Annotated in this window: 15 protein-coding genes, 1 tRNA gene and 1 pseudogene; 14 read left to right on the top strand and 3 right to left on the bottom strand. The window is 72.2% G+C overall.

Features of this window, described 5'->3' with window-relative positions:
- Positions 1-232 precede the first annotated feature (232 nt).
- The 6 genes from ACFZDC_RS16895 (at position 233) to ACFZDC_RS16870 (ending at position 7,164) form a co-directional block, all read left to right on the top strand.
- Positions 233-1,126, top strand: coding sequence for an FAD binding domain-containing protein (locus ACFZDC_RS16895; RefSeq protein ID WP_391324443.1), 894 nt, complete (start codon positions 233-235; stop codon positions 1,124-1,126).
- The gene (locus tag ACFZDC_RS16890) at positions 1,123-2,754 is read left to right on the top strand and encodes a 2Fe-2S iron-sulfur cluster-binding protein (RefSeq protein ID WP_391324441.1); all 1,632 of its coding nucleotides are present in this window, start codon (positions 1,123-1,125) and stop codon (positions 2,752-2,754) included. Before ACFZDC_RS16895 ends, ACFZDC_RS16890 begins: the two co-directional genes overlap by 4 nt.
- On the top strand, positions 2,751-5,060 hold the full coding sequence (locus ACFZDC_RS16885) for a molybdopterin cofactor-binding domain-containing protein (protein ID WP_391324439.1): 2,310 nt from the start codon (positions 2,751-2,753) through the stop codon (positions 5,058-5,060). Before ACFZDC_RS16890 ends, ACFZDC_RS16885 begins: the two co-directional genes overlap by 4 nt.
- Entirely contained in the window at positions 5,057-5,182 is a 126-nt protein-coding gene (locus ACFZDC_RS16880; RefSeq protein WP_391324437.1) for a hypothetical protein, read from the top strand. The genes ACFZDC_RS16885 and ACFZDC_RS16880 overlap by 4 nt, the downstream gene beginning before the upstream one ends.
- A gap of 6 nt (positions 5,183-5,188) precedes the next feature.
- The gene (locus tag ACFZDC_RS16875) at positions 5,189-5,833 is read left to right on the top strand and encodes a hypothetical protein (RefSeq protein WP_391324435.1); all 645 of its coding nucleotides are present in this window, start codon (positions 5,189-5,191) and stop codon (positions 5,831-5,833) included.
- A gap of 170 nt (positions 5,834-6,003) precedes the next feature.
- Positions 6,004-7,164, top strand: a complete 1,161-nt coding sequence (locus ACFZDC_RS16870) for an SUKH-4 family immunity protein (RefSeq protein WP_391324434.1) — start codon at positions 6,004-6,006, stop codon at positions 7,162-7,164.
- Positions 7,165-7,392: 228 nt separating this feature from the next.
- Here ACFZDC_RS16870 and ACFZDC_RS16865 read toward each other — a convergent pair whose 3' ends face one another.
- Positions 7,393-7,620: a GntR family transcriptional regulator gene (locus tag ACFZDC_RS16865; protein WP_391324432.1), complete on the bottom strand. Its 228-nt coding sequence runs from the start codon at positions 7,618-7,620 to the stop codon at positions 7,393-7,395.
- 57 nt (positions 7,621-7,677) lie between these two features.
- Here ACFZDC_RS16865 and ACFZDC_RS16860 point away from each other — a divergent pair, with 57 nt between their 5' ends.
- From ACFZDC_RS16860 to ACFZDC_RS16850, 3 genes and pseudogenes are all read left to right on the top strand, one after another.
- Positions 7,678-7,983 carry a hypothetical protein gene (locus ACFZDC_RS16860; protein ID WP_391324430.1) on the top strand — a complete coding sequence of 102 codons (306 nt, stop codon included), beginning with the start codon at positions 7,678-7,680 and terminating at the stop codon, positions 7,981-7,983.
- Between the two features lie 105 nt (positions 7,984-8,088).
- The gene (locus tag ACFZDC_RS16855) at positions 8,089-8,280 is read left to right on the top strand and encodes an excisionase family DNA-binding protein (protein WP_391324428.1); all 192 of its coding nucleotides are present in this window, start codon (positions 8,089-8,091) and stop codon (positions 8,278-8,280) included.
- Positions 8,241-9,397, top strand: a pseudogene (locus ACFZDC_RS16850) (tyrosine-type recombinase/integrase); the annotation flags it as partial. The gene ACFZDC_RS16855 and the pseudogene ACFZDC_RS16850, both read left to right, overlap by 40 nt.
- 730 nt (positions 9,398-10,127) lie before the next feature.
- On the opposite strand, the gene ACFZDC_RS16845 reads toward ACFZDC_RS16850, so the two are convergent.
- Positions 10,128-10,199 (bottom strand) — tRNA-Cys (locus ACFZDC_RS16845).
- Positions 10,200-10,372: 173 nt separating this feature from the next.
- Between ACFZDC_RS16845 and ACFZDC_RS16840 the strand changes: the two genes are divergently transcribed.
- The 5 genes from ACFZDC_RS16840 to dapE all read left to right on the top strand — a co-directional run bounded on the left by ACFZDC_RS16840 (position 10,373) and on the right by dapE (position 17,494).
- A complete protein-coding gene (locus ACFZDC_RS16840; protein ID WP_391324426.1) occupies positions 10,373-11,815 on the top strand; it encodes an MFS transporter in 1,443 nt (480 codons plus the stop codon).
- Positions 11,816-12,104: 289 nt separating this feature from the next.
- Entirely contained in the window at positions 12,105-13,895 is a 1,791-nt protein-coding gene (locus tag ACFZDC_RS16835; RefSeq protein ID WP_391324424.1) for a DEAD/DEAH box helicase family protein, read from the top strand.
- A gap of 297 nt (positions 13,896-14,192) precedes the next feature.
- Positions 14,193-14,834 carry a helix-turn-helix domain-containing protein gene (locus ACFZDC_RS16830; RefSeq protein WP_391324422.1) on the top strand — a complete coding sequence of 214 codons (642 nt, stop codon included), beginning with the start codon at positions 14,193-14,195 and terminating at the stop codon, positions 14,832-14,834.
- Between the two features lie 225 nt (positions 14,835-15,059).
- A complete protein-coding gene (locus ACFZDC_RS16825) occupies positions 15,060-16,442 on the top strand; it encodes an amino acid permease (protein WP_391324421.1) in 1,383 nt (460 codons plus the stop codon).
- On the top strand, positions 16,439-17,494 hold the full coding sequence (gene dapE, locus ACFZDC_RS16820) for a succinyl-diaminopimelate desuccinylase (protein WP_391324419.1): 1,056 nt from the start codon (positions 16,439-16,441) through the stop codon (positions 17,492-17,494). Before ACFZDC_RS16825 ends, dapE begins: the two co-directional genes overlap by 4 nt.
- On the opposite strand, the gene ACFZDC_RS16815 is transcribed toward dapE, so the two are convergent.
- Positions 17,475-19,040, bottom strand: a complete 1,566-nt coding sequence (locus ACFZDC_RS16815) for a helix-turn-helix domain-containing protein (RefSeq protein ID WP_391324417.1) — start codon at positions 19,038-19,040, stop codon at positions 17,475-17,477. The genes dapE and ACFZDC_RS16815 overlap by 20 nt on opposite strands.
- Positions 19,041-19,091 lie beyond the last annotated feature (51 nt).

Below are 19,091 nucleotides of genomic sequence, written 5' to 3'. Positions count from 1 at the left end.
AACAAAGAGCGGAAAAACCCCGGCAGGATCGCTGAAGAGTGGCAATTGGCGCGCACCGGCAAAGCTGTGTGAAATCGGACCATGTCCACGATGGGGTGGGCGAATGCCTCCTAGCGGACCCCCGCGTTCGGCTCTTGCGAAGATGTGCCAGAGTTGCCACGTCCGCCCTGTGAGCACGTACCGTACGGCCACACAGGTGGGACCAGTGGGGCAGCGGGAAGGGGCAGCCGGTTTGACCACGCACGCACCGCAGGCGGCGCAGGCCGTCACGCTGCCCACGACGCTGGACGAGGCCGTGGCGGCCCTCACCGCCATGCCCACGGCCGTCCCCGTGGCCGGCGGCACCGATCTGATGGCCGCCGTCAACTCCGGTCAGCTCAGGCCCGCCGCCCTGGTGGGCCTCGGGCGGATCAGTGAGATCCGCGGCTGGCAGTACCAGGACGGCCACGCTCTGCTCGGCGCCGGCCTCACGCACGCACGCATGGGCCGCCCCGACTTCGCGGCCCTGATCCCGGCGCTCGCCGCCGCCGCGCGCGCCGCGGGCCCGCCGCACATCCGCAACGCGGGCACCCTGGGCGGCAACATCGCCTCGGCGGCCCCCACCGGGGACGCGCTGCCGGTGCTGGCCGCCCTGGAGGCGACGCTGATCATCGCGGGCCCGGGCGGGGCCCGCCGGGAGATCCCCGTGTCGCACCTGCTGGCCGGCGTGGAGATGCTGCGCGGCGGCGAGCTCATCGGCTACGTGCGCGTGCCCCTGCTGCACGCCCCGCAGGTCTTCCTGAAGGCGACCGGACGCACCGGCCCGGGCCGCGCGGTGGCCTCCGTGGCCCTGGTGCTCGACCCGGCCCGGCGCGGGGTGCGGTGTGCCGTCGGCGCCATAGCGCCGATGCCGCTCAGGCCCCTGGAGGCCGAACAGTGGGTCGCCCAGCTGATCGACTGGGACAACGACCGGGCACTCGTCCCGGAGGCCCTGAGCGCCTTCGGGGAGTACGTCGCCGCGGCCTGCATCCCCGACCCCGCCCCGGAGCCGGACGGCTCCGTGGCCCCGCTTCCGCCCGCCGTACTGCACCTGCGGCGCACCGTCGCCGCGCTGGCCCGACGAGCACTGGGGAGGGCGCTGTCGTGACCGACGACCAGCACGGAGAGGGCGCGCCCCAGGGCGGCGGCCGCTGGAACCCGCTGCCCCAGGGCGACTACGACGACGGCGCCACCGCCTTCGTCAAGCTCCCCGAGGGTGGCATCGACGCCCTGCTGTCCGGTGACAGCCCCCTGGCCGCGCCCGGCCACGGCTACGTGCCGCCGCGGATAACGGCGGCCCCGGGGGAGAGCGACCCCGCCGCCACCGGCTCCTGGGCGATGCCCGCCGACGGCCACCAGTGGCCCGACCCCAACGCGGTGCCCCAGGAGCAGACGGCGGACGACCGGTTCACGTACCGGCCGGCGGCCACGCAGCAGTGGACGTTCGAGGAACCCGCGGCCCCGGCCGCCGCCGGGCACGACGTCACCGGGCGGTGGAGCATCCCGGTGGCCGGAGGTGACCTTCCGGACGAATCCGGCGAGTTCACCACCTCCTCGCTCGTCGAGCAGTGGGGCGGCACCCCTCCGGCCACGCTGCCCGGTGGCGCGGCCGCGCCGTGGGCGACGGAGGCGGCAGGGCAGCCGTGGGGGCAGCCGGAGCCCGCCGCCGGACCCCACGCGGCCGACGCGTCCCCGGCACCGGAGCACGCCCCCACCGCGCCGTACGCTCCCAACCCGCCCGTGCAGGCCCCTGAGGGCCCCGCCGACGGCCCGGCGCGGCACACGGAGCCCGCAGCCCACTCGGCCGCCCCGGAGGCCGCTGAAGCGCCGGACACGGCCGCACCCGCGGCCCCTGCGGACCCGGCACCCCCGGCCGACGCACCGGACACCGCCGCGGCGGACGCGGCCGGCACGCCCGAGGGCGCCGACACCGACACCGAATCCGCCGCGGCGGCGACGGAACCCGCGGCCCAGGCCCGCGCCCCCGAGGACCCCACGGACGAGGAGGCGCCCTCGGCGGCCCCCGGCCAGGACGCCCCCGAGGACCCGGCCCAGTCCGCACCCGCACCGAACGACGACCACCCCCTCGCCTCCTACGTCCTGCGCGTCAACGGAGCCGACCGCCCCGTCACCGACGCCTGGATCGGCGAGTCCCTGCTGTACGTCCTGCGGGAGCGGCTCGGCCTCGCCGGGGCCAAGGACGGCTGCTCGCAGGGCGAGTGCGGTGCCTGCAACGTGCAGGTGGACGGGCGCCTGGTCGCCTCCTGCCTGGTCCCGGCGGCCACCGCGGCCGGCAGCGAGGTCCGTACCGTCGAGGGCCTCGCCACCGACGGGCAGCCCTCCGACGTGCAGCGGGCGCTCGCCAGGTGCGGTGCCGTGCAGTGCGGTTTCTGCGTGCCGGGCATGGCGATGACCCTGCACGACCTGCTGGAGGGCAACCCGGCGCCGACCGAGCTGGAGACGCGGCAGGCCCTGTGCGGCAACCTGTGCCGCTGCTCCGGCTACCGGGGCGTCCTGGAGGCCGTCAAGGAGGTCGTCGCCGAACGCGAGGCGCACAGCGCCGGCGACGCCGAGACGGACGCGGACGGGGCACGTATCCCGCACCAGGCGGGTCCGGGCTCCGGGGGCGTCAACCCGTCGGCGTTCGATGCACCGGGAGTCTTCGACAGTCCCGGCACATTCGGTACACCGGGAGGGCACGACCAGCACTACGGCCAGGACGGAGGCCAGGGGTGAGCAACGAAGCGGCCACCGCGACCACCGCAGCGGAACCGGCGTCCGCCGCCGAGCCGTTGCCGCACGGCCTCGGCGCCTCGCTGCCGCACGCCGACGCCCGCGCCAAGACCGAGGGCACCTTCCCCTACGCGGCCGACCTGTGGGCCGAGGGCCTGCTGTGGGCGGCCGTACTGCGCTCCCCGCACGCGCACGCCCGCATCGTGTCCATCGACACCACCCACGCGCGTGAGATGCCCGGCGTACGGGCCGTCGTCACCCACGAGGACGTGCCCGGCACCCCTCGCCACGGCCGGGGCACGCCCGACCGCCCCGTGTTCGCCTCCGAGGTCGTACGCCACCACGGCGAGCCCATCGCCGCTGTGGCGGCCGACCACCCGGACACCGCGCGGATGGCCGCCGCCGCCGTCATCGTCGAGTACGAGGTGCTCGACCCGGTCACCGACCCCGAGCACGCCTTCGAGGCCGAACCCCTGCACCCCGACGGCAACCTGATCCGGCACATCCCGCTGCGCCACGGCGACCCGGACGCGATCGGCGACGTCGTCGTCGAGGGCCTGTACCGCATCGGCCGCCAGGACCCGGCCCCCATCGGCGCCGAGGCTGGCCTCGCGGTACCCCGCCCCGACGGCGGTGTGGAGCTGTACCTGGCCTCCACCGACCCGCACGCCGACCGCAACACGGCCGCGGCCTGCTATGCCCTGTCGCCCGATCAGGTGAAGATCGTCGTCACCGGGGTGCCCGGCGCCACCGCCGACCGCGAGGACCAGGGCTTCCAGCTGCCGCTCGGTCTGCTCGCCCTCAAGACCGGCTGCCCGGTCAAGCTCACGGCCACCCGCGAGGAGTCCTTCCTCGGCCACACCCACCGCCACCCGACCCTCCTGCGCTACCGCCACCACGCCGACGGCGAGGGCAGGCTGGTGAAGGTCGAGGCGCAGATCCTCCTCGACGCGGGCGCGTACGCCGACACCTCCGCCGAGGCCCTCGCCGCCGCCGTCTCCTTCGCGTGCGGCCCGTACGTCGTCCCGAACGCCTTCATCGAGGGCTGGGCCGTCCGCACCAACAACCCGCCCTCCGGCCATGTGCGCGGCGAGGGCGCCATGCAGGTGTGCGCCGCCTACGAGGCGCAGATGGACAAGCTCGCGAAGAAACTGGGCGTGGACCCGGCCGAGCTGCGCCTGCGCAACGCGCTCGCCACCGGGGACGTCCTCCCGATCGGCCAGACGGTGACCTGCCCGGCACCGGTGGCTGAACTCCTCCAGGCGGTCCGTGACTTCCCGCTCCCACCGCTGCCCAAGGACACCCCGGAGGACGAGTGGCTGCTGCCCGGCGGCCCCGAGGGCGCGGGCGAACCGGGCGCGGTGCGCCGGGGCGTCGGCTACGGCGTCGGCATGGTGCACATGCTCGGCGCGGAGGGCGCCGACGAGGTCTCCACCGCGACCGTCAAGGTCCACGACGGTGTCGCGACCGTGCTGTGCGCGGCCGTGGAGACGGGGCAGGGTTTCACCACGCTCGCCCGCCAGATCGTCCAGGAGACGCTCGGCATCGACGAGGTGCACGTGGCACCGGTCGACACCGACCAGCCCCCGGCCGGCGCGGGCTGCCGCGGCCGCCACACCTGGGTGTCGGGCGGTGCGGTGGAACGGGCGGCGAAAATGGTCCGCACCCAGCTGCTCCAGCCCCTGGCACACAAGTTCGGCATGTCCACCGAGCTGCTGCAGATCACCGACGGCAAGATCACCTCGTACGACGGGGTGCTGTCGACCACCGTCACCGAGGCGATGGACGGCAAGGAGCTGTGGGCCACGGCCCAGTGCCGCCCCCACCCCACCGAGCCGTTGAACGCCTCCGGCCAGGGCGACGCGTTCGTGGGCCTCGCCTTCTGCGCGATCCGCGCGGTGGTGGACGTGGACATCGAGCTCGGCTCGGTGCGGGTCGTGGAGCTGGCGGTCGCCCAGGACGTCGGCCGGGTGCTGAACCCGGCGCAACTGGTCTCGCGCATCGAGGCGGGCGTCACCCAGGGTGTGGGCATCGCCCTCACCGAGAACCTGCGCACGGCCCGCGGCCTGATCCGCCACCCCGACCTGACGGGCTACGCCCTGCCGACCGCGCTGGACGCCCCGGACATCCGGATCGTGAAGCTGGTCGAGGAACGGGACGTGGTCGCCCCCTTCGGCGCCAAGTCCGTCAGCGCGGTCCCGGTGGTGACGTCCCCCGCGGCGATCGCCTCCGCGGTCCGCGCGGCGACGGGCCGCCCGGTCAACCGCCTGCCGATCCGCCCCCAGGCCGCGGTGGTGACGGGCCAGTGACCACGCCCCCCGAGGAACCGCGCTACGAACCACCGCCCAGCGTGGGCAAGTTGTGCCTGTGGATCGTGCTGTTCGCCGCGGCGGCACTGGCCGTCGTCCTGGGCGGCATCTACTTCACATGAGGAGCGGTGTCGTCGCCATCACCGGGTGACGGCGTCCGGCAGGTCGACGGTCGCGGAACTCCTCGCCGAGCGGCTGCCCCGCGCGGCGCACGTCCGGGGCGGCCGGTTCCGCCGGACGATCGTTTCGGGCGGCGGGAAAACACCCCCGGCGCCGATGCCGACGACGAGGCGACGGCCCGACTGCGGCTGCTCCACCGGCTGTCGGCGGCCGCGGCGGACGGGTGGGCGGAAACCGGCTTCACGACGGCGGTGGTGCAGGACGTTCTGCTGGGCGAGCGACCGACGTCGTCTGCCGGCCTGATCCGCACCCGCCCCCCGTACGTGGCCGTCCTGGCGCGCCGCCCCCTGTACGTGGCCGTCCTGGCGCGCCGCCCCCGTACGTGGCCGTCCTGGCGCGCCGCCCCCTGTACGTGGCCGTCCTGGCGCGCCGCCCCCGTACGTGGCCGTCCTGGCACCCGTCCCGAGGACGTGGCGGCGCGCGAGGCCGGTCGCGCGAGGACCGGTTACCGGACCTGCACGGTGAGGGCCCTGGACGAGGAACTGCGCCTGCGCACCCCGCGCATCGGCCTGTGGCTTGACAGCTCGCCGGGGAGCCCGGCGAAGACCGTGGCGGCGATCCTGGCCGGGGCGGAACGGGCGGGGGTCGCCTGACGTCCTTGTTCCAGGGGCGTTGTTCCAGGGGCGTTGTTCCAGGGGCGTTGTCAGTGGTGCGGCGTAGTGTTCCGGGCAGTGGGGGACGGCCGCCTCCGACGGGAGGCCGCAGGACGGCCGGGCCCGCCCTGCCCAGGGACGGACGCACCGAGGAAGATCGCGGGGGAGCGATGAGCACGACCGACGCCGGGGTTCCGGCGATCACACTGACCGAGGCGCAGCTGGACCGCTACGTCACGCACGCGCCGACGCGCGGCCTGCTCACGGGCCCCGGAGTGCCCGCGGACACCGACCTGTTGACGTTCTCCCCGCTCCGCACGCACGGCCTGCGGACACTCGGCGACGCCACGGACGGCCCGTTCCGCCTGGCGGAGGAGCTGCGGGGCCGCCTGGTGATAGGCGAACTCCTCAACCCGGCGGGCATGGAGCGCGAGTCCATCCTGCTCGACGGCCGCACGGGCGAGATCACGACGGCCCACCTCTTCGCCCCGTCCGACCCCCGCCCCTTCGCCCCCTCCCTGGACACGCTCCTGCGCTTCGCCGCGGTCACGGAGGAACTGGCGGGCCTGCGCGGCCGCTTCTCCGCCCTGGCGGGCCGGTACGGCCCCAAAACCGTCGCGGAGGCCTCCCGCCGCCTCCTCTCCCTCTTCGAGGAGGGAACGGACGGCCGGGTCCCGCCCTACTGGAAGGCGGCGGCCCTGATCCGCCCGCTCGCCCTCATCGCCGGCCCCGGAACCGTCTCCGGCCTCACTCTGGACGTCCCCGCCCGCATCCTCGACCAGGAGTTCGGCCACGGCCGGGTGGCCCGCTTCGAGGAGGTCGACTTCCCCGCCACGCTCACCCACGAGCCGACCCGCCGCTTCCTGCGGGAGACGGGGCTGCCCGAGGAGGCGGTCCTCTTCCACGCCGACACCGACGTCCCGCTGCCCACCCTCACCGAGTACGTCACCGGCGAGCGCGCCGACGACCATCCCCTGGACGACCTCCCCGCCCACTCCGACCATTTGATCCGCCTCGGCCACCTGGTCGAGGACAACAGCCTGGTGATCGACGGCAGAACGGGCGCGATCCTCACGTTCAGCGAGCCCGAGGCGACGCTCCACCCCCTGAACACCGACGTCTCCACCCTGGCCTTCACCCTCTGGCTGCTGCACCACGAGCGCACCATCGACGAACACCTGTCCAACGAACTCACGGCGGACGCCTACGACCAGCTCGCCGCTGCGATGATCCGGACCCTGACGTCGATCGACCCCACCGCCCTGTCCCCGGCGACCGACTGGCACTACTGGACAGAACTGTTCCAGGACGAAGCAGGCGGGGTGCTCTGAAGCACCCCGCCCGGTAAGAGGCCGTGGCGGGAATCGAACCCGCGTAACTCGCTTTGCAGTCTGCTCACGCAGCCCAGAGACTCGTACCGAGTCTGCCAGGCTCGCCCTGTAGATCAAGCGGTTCAGATGAACTGAGGCGACTTACCCAACAGCGGGCACTGACAGCCGTAAGCAGACACAGAAGAGCCCTGGTTCCCTTGACTGGGATGTGGGGCTCTTCTGCTGCTCTCAGGGCTTGGAGACGAACGAACCTTGCCCGAGCACTGTGTAGAGCCTGCTCTCTTCCCTGAGAGCCGCTACGGCTTTCTGGACGGTGGAGGGAGCTACGTCCAGCTCAGTAGCAAGCTCCACCACGGCAGGGAACCTCTCGCCGGGCGGGTACTGACCAGCGTCCAGCCGTCGGCGCAGCTCGGCAGCAACCTGCGGCCATACGGGCTTGCTGCGATCAAGATCCATAGAACCGAGCATCCGTGAGTACGCGCATTCACGCGACCGCGTATACGCGAGGAGCTGATGACAGTGAGCCAGCCTAGCCATGTCCGGCTGTTGTCCTGGAAGGGGCCGGAAGGGAAGTCGGCGCACCTGATCACGGACGGCACGCCCACGCCCCTGTCCTTGCTGGCAGACAGGATCGAGAGCCAGCAGATCGAAACGGCAACGGTCATCGTGGAGTTGGCACGGCCGATGGTCGGTGAGGAAGCCAAGCTGACGGCGGGTGAGCTGAGGTGGATCGCCGGACGGCTGATCGAGAGCCTGACGGACGTACTGAACATCGCAGAGAGCCGGGGGCTGAGGCTGCCGGAGTACGAGGAGGAGTAGGTCTCCCCTACCTGTCAGAGAGCCCCTGGACGCGTGTCTGGGGGCTCTTTCATGTCCAAGCGCTGAGGTTCCTCAAGTCAGGGTCCAAGGGGCAGGAGTGCCTGAATGAGCATCACCGACCTGGACACCGACCGACTTTCCACGGCCAACGGCCTGGCACCCGTCCTGCTGACTGTCGAAGAGGCCGCAATGTGCCTGCGCATCGGCCGCACCACCTGCTTCGCGCTCATCCGTAGTGGCGAGCTGGAGTCCCTGCGGACCGGCGCCATGTCGAGCGCAAGACCCGCGCTGAAGTAACTGCGGCCGTACGTGAGCTGGAGAAGCAGCGCGACGCCAAGCCCGTGAAGAAGCCCGGCAAGGGGTGGACGGTCAAGGGATGGCTGACACACTGGCTTGAGAACGTTGCGCCCCACGCCGTTAACGACAACACGGTGGTCGGATACGGCGTCGCGGTGCGAAGCCATCTCATCCCTGGGCTGGGCGCTCATCGGCTCAACAGGCTCACCCCGGACCACATCGAAGCGTTCTACGCGAAGATGCAGGCCAACGGGAGCGCGCCCGGGACTGCCCACCAAGCGCACCGAACCTTTCGCGCGGCTCTCAATGAGGCTGTACGGCGCGGCCATCTCGGCAAGAACCCCGTCCTGTTGGCCAAGGCCCCGAAGGCGGGGGATTACGAAGTGGAGCCCTACAACGTCCAGAAGGTGCAGCGGTTACTCAAGGCCGCTGATCGGAGGCGTAACTCCGCACCGTGGGCCGTCGCCCTTGCCCTCGGACTGCGTCAAGGCGAGGTGTTGGGACTGAAGTGGGAGGACGTGGACCTTGAGGGTGGGTTCCTCGTTGTCCGCCGTAGTCGTCACCGGCCGCAGTACGCCCACGGGTGCGCGGAGCCTTGCGGACACAAGGCGGCCAGGTACTGCCCGCAAAGACGACGAACCAACCCGGAATTGTCCACCACCAAGTCCCGTGCCGGCCGTCGCGCCGTCGGTCTCCCCGAACAGCTTGTTGACCTGCTTGGTGCGCACCTCAAGGCGCAGGAAGCGGAGCGGGAGGCGGCCGGGAAACGATGGGAGGAAAACGGCCTCGTCTTCCCGGACGAGCACGGCCGTAGTCCGTCTCACCGCCGGGATTGGAGTGAGTGGAAGGCTCTTTTGGCAGAGGCCAAGGTCCGAGACGGGCGTCTACACGACGCGCGCCACACGGCTGCGACGTTACTGCTGATCCTTGGGGCCCCCGAGCGGGCCGTCATGGGGCTTATGGGGTGGTCGACCACCGCGATGGCCGCGCGGTTCAGCACATGGTGGACACCGTACGGGCCGACGTAGCGAGGCAGGTCGACGGTCTGATCTGGAAGAACGAGACGGACCGGCCAGACGACGACGGCACGGCTGGCGTGTTCGTGCCTACGCACTGAGGACTCTCGATGGGCAGCCCCGTCGGGGCTGCCCATCCGGCGCAGAGGCTATCGAGTTGTAACGATAATTACGCCACACATTGGGCAGGGGTCATTATGCCCGTCGCGGACCCACACGCTATTTCGACAATGCGGGCAGGTCGCTTTGATGTTTGCCATTACCTTCCCTCTTCGGAGTGTCCGTCTATTCGTAATCTGACTCTCGGCGGGTCGCTGAGCATTGACGGCATCCGTAGACGTACCATACTTGCTGGTTGCTGCCATACCGCTCGCCCATGGATTTGCGGAGATACTCCCATGAATGCGTTACGTTCGGGGTTTCCGTATTATCGCCAGGGCGGCAGGTGGCCTTTTCTGTCGCCGCATCTTGTTGGGGCTTCGAATTGCCGACTCTGCTTCTTTTGCGCCACAAAGGCATGGAGTCTCCCCAATGAATCAGCGTTGGCCGAGGTGCCTATTCTTGGCTTCATGTATCTGGTTGTCTGGATGCGTAGAAAAAAATACGTCTTGGGCGTACTCGTCTTGAACCGGAGGGCTCCAGGCTCAATGAGGCGGCGGGGCTGCAAGCGGCGGGCGTATGCCTCAGCGAAGGTCACGGTGGGCTGGCCACTCGCACGGACCGTCGACTTTCGCATCGCTGTCCAAGTGAGACGGAGACTGAGACGGACGACCAAAAGGGCGGCACCCCTTCGAGGGTGCCGCCCTTTCCTTTTGCCTGGTCAGGCGTCGGAGGCCGTGGCGGGAATCGAACCCGCGTAACTCGCTTTGCAGGCGAGTCCCTGAACCACTCGGGCACACGGCCGTGTCGGTGGAATGAACGTATGGGCCGGTGCGGGCGGGGTTCAAGGGGGCCGGCCGGGCTGCAATGAGGCTGCCACACGGCGTTCACGAAGCGGGGGCGTACGACCAAGGTCCGAGGCCGGCCCGGGCTATCGACAGGGGTCAAACCTTGTTGTGGACCTTACGCTGGCAAGCATGACCGCCCTTGAGTCCTCCGATGCCGCTGTTGTGGATGATGCCGTCGACAGAGCGGGCGGTGTGCTGAGCCGGGCCTACCGGGCGCTCAGCGTGGGGATCGTGTCCGTCGTGCTGCTGATCGCCTTCGAGGCGACCGCTGTCGGGACCGCGATGCCCGTCGCGGCGCGGGAGCTGGACGGGGTGGCGCTGTACGCCTTCGCCTTCTCGGGATACTTCACGACCAGCCTGTTCGGGATGGTGCTCGCGGGGCAGTGGTCGGACCGGCGCGGGCCGCTCGGCGCGCTGACCTGCGGGATCGGCGCTTTCGCGGCAGGGCTCGTGGTCGCCGGGACCGCCCAGGCCATGTGGGTGTTCATCCTGGGGCGGGCCGTGCAGGGCTTCGGCGGTGGCCTGGTCATCGTCGCGCTGTACGTCATCGTCGGGCGCGCCTACCCCGAGCGGCTGCGGCCCGCGATCATGGCGGCCTTCGCCGCCGGATGGGTCGTACCGTCCATCGTCGGGCCCCTCGCCTCGGGCGCCGTGACGGAGCACCTCGGCTGGCGGTGGGTCTTCCTCGGCATCCCCGTCCTGGTCGTGTTCCCGCTCGCGCTCGCGCTGCCGCAGATAGGGCGGAGGGCCGCCGGGCCGGTGCCGGGAGCCGGGGGTTCCGCCTCCTTCGACCGGCGCCGTATCCGGCTCGCCCTCGCCATCTCCCTCGGCGCCGGACTCCTGCAGTACGCCGCCCAGGATCTGACGTGGCTCTCCCTGCTTCCCGGTCTGGCCGGCGCCGGCCTCCTCGTACCCGCCGTCCTCGGGCTGCTGCCGCGCGGCACCTACCGCGCCGTGCGCGGCCTGCCCTCCGTCGTGCTGCTGCGCGGGGTCGCCGCCGGGTCCTTCGTCGCCGCCGAGTCCTTCGTCCCGCTGATGCTGGTCACCCAGCGGGGGCTGTCGCCGACGCTGGCCGGTTTCTCGCTGGCCGCGGGCGGCGCAACGTGGGCGCTGGGGTCGTGGGTGCAGTCCCGGCCGCGCCTGGAGCCGTACCGGGAGCGGCTGATGACGGTGGGGATGGTGCTGGTCGCCGCGGCGATCGCCACCGCGCCGAGCGTGCTCGTGCCTGCCGTGCCCGTCTGGATCGTCGCCGTCGCCTGGGGCTTCGGCTGCTTCGGCATGGGACTGGTGATCTCCTCCGCCGGCGTGCTCCTGCTGAAGTTGTCCGCCCCGCAGGAGGCCGGCGCCAACTCCGCGGCGCTGCAGATCTCCGACGCCCTGTCCAACGTGGTCCTCCTCGCCGCGACCGGCGCCGCGTTCGCGGCCCTGGGCGGCGGCAGCAGCGCGTCCGGCACGGCCACGACGGCCGGCAGCGGCCATCCGGCCGCCTTCGAGGCCGTGTTCCTGCCGATGGCCGCGGTGGCGCTGGTGGGGGCGTGGGTGACGACGCGGCTGCGGGCGGAGTCACGCTGACAACCACGTGGCACCAGGCAGCGTCGTCGGCGCATGGCCCGTTGGTCTGGGGCGCGCTGGACGTACCCGAGATCGCAGCCGGGTTGCCGCGCTTCGCGCGCCGACTGTGACGTGGGTCCCACCCGCGGGGGACCCGGCCTCGTCCGCGCGTTGACGGGGGCGGGGCGCCGGTAGGGTGGCCCGGTTGTCATACGTAGCCGAGCCCGACCACTGATCCACGGAGACCGTGACTACCGCCCGCCCGTCACCCGCCACCACCCTCAACGGAGGGCCCTCCGGGCCCACTCCCATGTCTGCTTCCTCCGCCCACTCCCACCACCTCTCGCCCGCCTTCCCGGGCCGGGCCCCCTGGGGTACCGCCGGCAAGCTGCGTGCCTGGCAGCAGGGGGCGATGGAGAGGTACCTCCAGGAGCAGCCGCGTGACTTCCTCGCCGTGGCCACGCCCGGCGCCGGCAAGACGACCTTCGCGCTGACGCTGGCCTCCTGGCTGCTGCACCACCACGTCGTGCAGCAGGTGACCGTGGTCGCGCCGACCGAGCACCTGAAGAAGCAGTGGGCGGAGGCCGCGGGCCGGGTAGGGATCAAGCTCGACCCGGAGTACAGCGCGGGCCCGCTCGGCAGGGAGTACGACGGGGTCGCGGTCACGTACGCGGGCGTCGGTGTGCGCCCCATGCTGCACCGCAACCGCGTCGAGCAGCGCAAGACCCTCGTCATCCTCGACGAGATCCATCACGCGGGTGACTCCAAGTCCTGGGGCGAAGCCTGCCTGGAGGCGTTCGAGCCCGCCACCCGACGGCTCGCGCTGACCGGCACGCCGTTCCGGTCCGACACCAACCCCATCCCCTTCGTGACGTACGAGGAGGGGCAGGACGGGATCCGGCGGTCCGCCGCCGACTACACCTACGGGTACGGCAACGCCCTGGCCGACCACGTCGTCCGGCCCGTCATCTTCCTCTCCTACAGCGGCAACATGCGCTGGCGCACCAAGGCCGGTGACGAGATCGCCGCCCGGCTCGGCGAGCCGATGACCAAGGACGCGATCAGCCAGGCCTGGCGCACCGCCCTCGATCCGCGCGGCGACTGGATGCCCAGCGTGCTGCGCGCCGCCGACCAGCGGCTGACCGAGGTCAGGAAGGCCATCCCGGACGCCGGCGCCCTCGTCATCGCCTCCGACCAGGACTCCGCCCGCGCCTACGCCAAGCTCATCCGTGAGATCACCGGCAGCAGGGCCACCCTCGTCCTCTCCGACGACGCCGGCGCCTCGAAGAGGATCGACGAGTTCAGCGAGAGCAACGACCGCTGGATGGTCGCGGTGCGCATGGTGTCCGAGGGCGTCGACGTGCCCCGGCTGGCGGTGGGCGTGTACGCCACCACCATCTCGACACCCCTCTTCTTCGCGCAGGCCGTCGGGCGTTTCGTACGGTCCCGGCGGCGCGGCGAGACCGCGTCGGTGTTCCTGCCGACCGTGCCCGACCTGCTGACCTTCGCCAACGAGATGGAGAAGGAGCGGGACCACGCCCTCGACAAGCCCAAGAAGGAGGGCGAGGAGGACCCGTACGCCGAATCCGAGAAGGAGATGGAGGAGGCGAACAAGCAGCAGGACGAGGACACCGGCGAGCAGGACATGCTGCCCTTCGAGGCGCTGGAGTCCGACGCCGTCTTCGACCGCGTGCTCTACGACGGCGCCGAGTTCGGCATGCAGGCCCACCCGGGGAGCGAGGAGGAGCAGGACTACCTCGGCATCCCGGGCCTGCTCGAGCCCGAGCAGGTGCAGTTGCTGCTGCAGAAGCGGCAGGCCCGGCAGATCGCGCACAGCCGCAAGAAGCCGGACACCGAGGCCGACCTGCTCGAACTGCCCGCCGAGCGGCGGCCCGTGGTCACCCACAAGGAGCTGATGGAGCTGCGCAAGCAGCTCAACACCATGGTCAGCGCCTATGTCCACCAGAGCGGCAAGCCGCACGGGGTGATCCACACCGAGCTGCGGCGCGTGTGCGGTGGCCCGCCGAGCGCGGAGGCGACGGCCGGACAGCTGCGGCAGCGCATCGCCAAGGTGCAGGAGTGGGCCACTCGCATGAGGTGAGGCTCCGCCCGCGGCACGGGTGCGGTGTGCGTATCCGGACGAATGCAGGCAGGCCGGATCCGCCCTTGCCCGGATTCTGGACGGAGGCTTCCGCTCAGCGAACCGGCTTCGCTACTGTCCCGCTACGCACACGCCCCGTGGCAGCGCCGCCGCGGAGCGCAGCCGTGAAGCGACATGGCCCGGAGCCGCCGGGCCGTCCTGCCGATCGGCGGCCTCTGAAGCGCGTCGCCGTCGGGACTCGGTGACGCATCCGTCGCTCAGGGACCCGCCGACCTCACCACCAAAGGAGTGGGCGTCGTGACCGCGGAGACCTCCCAGACGCTCGATCGGGGACTGCGCGTCCTCAAGCTGCTGGCCGACACGGACCACGGGCTGACCGTCACCGAGCTTTCCAACAAACTGGGCGTCAACCGGACCGTGGTGTACCGGTTGCTCGCCACGCTGGAGCAGCATGCGCTGGTCCGGCGCGATCTGGGCGGCCGAGCCCGGGTCGGTCTGGGAGTGCTGCGCCTCGGCCGCCAGGTGCATCCGCTGGTGCGGGAGGCCGCCCTGCCCGCGCTGCGCTCGCTCGCCGAGGACATCGGGGCGACGGCGCATCTGACGCTGGTGGACGGGACGGAGGCGCTGGCCGTCGCCGTGGTCGAGCCGACGTGGACGGACTACCACGTGGCCTACCGGGCCGGTTTCCGGCATCCGCTGGACCGCGGTGCCGCGGGCAAGGCGATTCTCGCCGCGCGGCAGTCGCCGTCGGGCGATCCCGGATACACGCTGACGCACGGGGAGTTGGAGGCCGGCGCGAGTGGGGCCGCGGCGCCGCTCGTCGGGGTCACCGGTGTCGAGGGCAGCGTGGGGGTGGTGATGCTCGCGGACGCCGTCCCGGAGAGGGTGGGCCCGCGGGTGGTCGACGCGGCTCGGGAAGTCGCGGAAGCGTTGCGCTGAGCGGGGGTCCTTCACCCGCCTCCCGATCCCCCGGTCTTTGGCCGATCTGCCCATCCGCCCGGCCGGCCTTTGGCCGATCTCCTCACCCTTTGCCGACCACCCCTCCGCATCATCAAGGGCCATACAGCCCAATGCGGAGGGAGCGGCACGGTGGAGAGAGTCGACAGCCGGCCAGGGGTCGGACAGCAGGAGGGCCGCGCGAGTCGGCTCACCCGGCGGCAAGCCGTGGGAACACTCGTCGGCGAAGCCGCCGCCAGCCCGCTCAAGCGGACCATGGGCGTCGCCCAGCTCACCCTGCTGAGCGTCGGCGCCACCCTGGGTACCGGCATCTTCGTGGTCCTGGGAGAGGCTGTTCCCGAGGCCGGGCCCGCGATCGTCGTCTCCTTCGTGCTCGCCGGAGTCACCGCCCTGTTCTCGGCGCTGTCCTACGCCGAGCTGGCCGGCATGATCCCGGGCTCGGGGTCGTCGTACAGCTATGCCTACGCCACGCTCGGCGAGCTGGTCGCCTGGGTGTGCGGGTGGTGTCTGATCCTGGAGTACGGAGTGTCGGTGGCCGCCGTCGCCGTCGGCTGGGGGCAGTACGTCAATGAGCTGCTCGACCTCGTCTTCGGCGTGACCCTGCCCGACTCGTTCAGCGCGCCGCCCGGCGCCGGCGGCACCCTGAACATTCCGGCCGCCCTCATCGTCGTGCTCGCCATGGTCGTGCTGCTGCGCGGAGCGAAGGAGAGCGCGGTCGCCAACACGATCATGGTGGCGGTGAAGATCGCCGCGCTCGTGCTGTTCTGCGCGGTCGCCTTCACCGCCTTCCGCGCCGGGAACTTCCACCCCCTCTTCCCGCTCGGCGCCGCCGGGATGAGTGCCGGGGCGGCCTCCCTCTTCTTCTCCTACATCGGCTTCGACGCCGCCTCCACCGCCGGCGAGGAGGCGAGGAACCCGCAACGGGACCTGCCCCGCGCGATCCTCGTCTCCCTGGTGCTGGTCACCGCCCTGTACGTCCTCGTCGCCGTCGCCGCGCTCGGCGCGATGCCGTGGAAACAGTTCGCGGGGACCGAGGCGACCCTGAGCGAGGTGCTGGTACGGTCCGTCGGCGGCGGGAACCTGTGGCCGATCCTGCTGTCCGTCGGGGCCGTCGTCGCCACCACCAGCGTCGTGCTCACCGTGCAGTACGGGCAGATCCGCATCCTGTTCGCCATGGCCCGGGACGGGCTGGTGCCCCCGCTGTTCGCCAAGGTCCACCCACGCACCGGTGTGCCCCGGGCCAACACCGTGATCGTGTCCGCGTTCATCGCCGTACTCGCCGCCCTCGTCCCGCTCGGCAGCCTCGCCGACGCCACCAGCATCGGCACCCTGTTCGCATTCATGCTGGTCAACCTGGCCGTCGTCATCCTGCGCCGGCGCAACCCGGGCGCCCCGCGCTCCTTCCGGGTCCCCCTCTCGCCGGTCACGCCCCTGCTCGGCGTCGGCTTCTGCGTCTACATGCTGGGCAGCCTCGGCGCCGACACCTGGATCGCGTTCGGGACGTGGATGGCGGCCGGGCTCGTGATCTACGGGCTCTACGGCATCCGGCACTCCAGGCTCGCCCCGCACCACGGGCAGGACCTCGGATGACCGCCCTCGACCTCACCACCGACGTCGTCGCCCTCACCCGTGCCCTCGTCGACCTCCCCTCCGAGAGCGGTGAGGAGGCCCGGATCGCGGACTCCGTGGAAGCGGCCCTGCGGGCCCTGCCCCACCTCACCGTCGACCGCGTCGGCAACTCCGTCGTCGCCCGCACCACCCTCGGCCGACCCGAACGCGCGCTCCTCGCGGGGCACCTGGACACCGTTCCGGCCGCCGGGAACCTCCCCTCCCGGCTCGCCGACGGCCGCGTCCACGGGCTCGGCGCCTGTGACATGAAGGGCGGGGTGGCGGTGGCGCTGCGGCTGGCCGCCACCGTCACCGAACCCGCCCGCGACCTCACCTACGTCTTCTACGAGTGCGAGGAGGTCGAGGGCGACCGGAACGGGCTCGCCCGGATCGCCGCCGCCCGGCCGGGACTTCTCGAAGAGGCCGGCCTGGCGATCCTCATGGAGCCGTCCGACGCCGGGGTCGAGGCCGGCTGCCAGGGCATCCTGACCGCCGACATCGTGGTCAAGGGCGCCCGCGCCCACACCGCCCGCGCCTGGCAGGGCGTCAACGCCGCCCACAAGGCCAACCGGGTGCTCCGGCGGCTGGACGAGCACACGCCCGAGCGGGTCACCGTGGACGGGCTGGAGTACCGGGAGGGGCTCAGTGCCGTCGCGGTGCGGGCCGGGGTCGCCGGGAACGTCGTACCCGACGAGTGTGTCGTCACCGTCAACTGCCGTTTCGCGCCCAGTCGTTCCCCCGAGGAGGCGGAGGCGTACGTGCGCGGGCTGTTCCCGGAGTACGAGGTCCGCGTCACCGAGGCCGTCGCGGGGGCCCCGCCCCACCTGGACCGGGTCGGCGGGCTCGTCTCCGCGCTCGGCGCCGAGCCCCGGCCCAAGCTCGGCTGGACGGACGTGGCGCGGTTCGCCGCGCTCGGCGTGCCCGCGCTCAACTACGGCCCCGGCGATCCGTCCCTGGCCCACACGGCGGGGGAGTACGTCCCCGTGGCGCACCTGGAGCGGTGCGAGGAGCGGCTCAAGCGGTGGCTCCGGTGAGCCCGGCCAGCGTCCGCAACTGAAGCCACAGCATCAGCCGCTCGTCGGGGTCGTCCAGGTCGACCCCGGCGTGCTGCTGCAGCTGCTTGAGCCGGTAGCGGCAGGTGTTGGGATGCACGGCGAGCAGTTTCGCCGCGCCCGCCATGTCGCAGCCCGCGTCGAACCAGCAGATGAGCGTGCGGGCGTACTCCGTGCCGTGCCCGGTGTCGTACGCCAGCACCCTTCGCCAGGCGCCCGCGCTCAACTCCCTTCGCTCGCCCATCACTTCGGACAGCCGCAGCAGCGTGACGCGCGGGCGCACCTCGTCCACCGTGGCGACCGGAAGTCCCGCGTCCAGCACCCGCAGCACCAGGTCCGCGTCCGCCCGGGAGTCCGCGAGGCCGCCCGGGTCCGGCACCACCTCGCCCAGCGCCGCCCGCACCGGCACCCGCAGCGCCTGCCCGGCCCGCCCGACGATGTCCTCGGCCAGCCGCCTGTGCCCTTGTCCGCGCGGCTCACGGGCACCAGGAGCAGGAAGTACCGCGTACACCACCCCGTCCAGCAGCACACACGCGTGCCGCCCGTAGCGCGCCTCGCACTGCAGGCGTACGACGTCCAGCAGGCGCAGCGCGGTGCGCTCGGCGTCCGGGACACTCGCCGCGGAGTCCAGGACGAACGCGGCCACCCGGGCCGGGCCCGCGACACCGAGGCGCTCAGCGGCCGTCGGCGCGTCCGTCGTGCCGTCCAGCAGGCGGCGCAGCAGATCGCTGCCCCGGTGCCGGGCCAGCTCGCGTGCCGCGCGGGCCCGGAGCAGGAGCAGGGCGGCCGTGGAGGCGCCCTGGGCGAGGGTGTCCTCGGCGTCCGCGGCGAGCGAGCCGCCGTCGATCACCCACACCGAGCCGAGCGTCTCCCCGCCGGCCCGCACCGGCATCGCCAGCCGCGGCAGGCCGGAGCCGGACAGCGCGGGCAGCCGCAGCGGCCGGTCGGCCGCGAACAGCCGCCGGTACTGCTCGGTGTTCTCCGCACTGGCAGGCACCTGCAGCCCGAGGATGCCCTGCCGCCGGTCCTCGTCCACCGGCTGCCCGGGGACGGTCGAGTAGGCGAGGATCCGCTGCCGGGGGTCCTCGATGGCCGTCGCGCCCCCGGCACCGGCGGCGATCGCGTCGGCCAGCGCGAACAGGTCACCGAGGCCGGTGTCGGTGGAAGCGGCGGGCCGGGCGCCGATGGCCGAGGCCAGCAGCAGGTGCACCTGGTGCCAGGCCGCGTCCTCGGCGACCGACAGCAGCGCCACGCCGTGCGCCTTCGCCTCCTCGACCGGCCCGTCGGCGCCCCGCACCACGACCCCGGTCAGCCCGGCCTCCGCCGCGGCCCGCACCAGCGGTCCCGACTCCGCCGCCCGCACGCCGACCGCCAGCAGGAGCGCACCGGGCAGCCGGGGGAGCGGGACCCGGCCGTCGTACAGCACAGCCTCGGTGACCGGCACGGCGTGCCCGGCTGGGGCGGTGTGCAGGCACAGGGCGGGGCCGCCGACGACGTCCAGGAGGTCGCCGAGGGTGCACGCGTCCATGGGAGTCCTCAGGGTCGGCTTGGCTGATGCTCAAACGAACGTACGTATCTC

Origin of the sequence: Streptomyces sp. NPDC007905 (genome assembly GCF_042959345.1) — a bacterium.
Lineage (GTDB): Bacteria > Actinomycetota > Actinomycetes > Streptomycetales > Streptomycetaceae > Streptomyces.
Note: the sequence above shows the minus strand (reverse complement) of the source record. Positions and strands in the feature narration are given on the sequence as shown.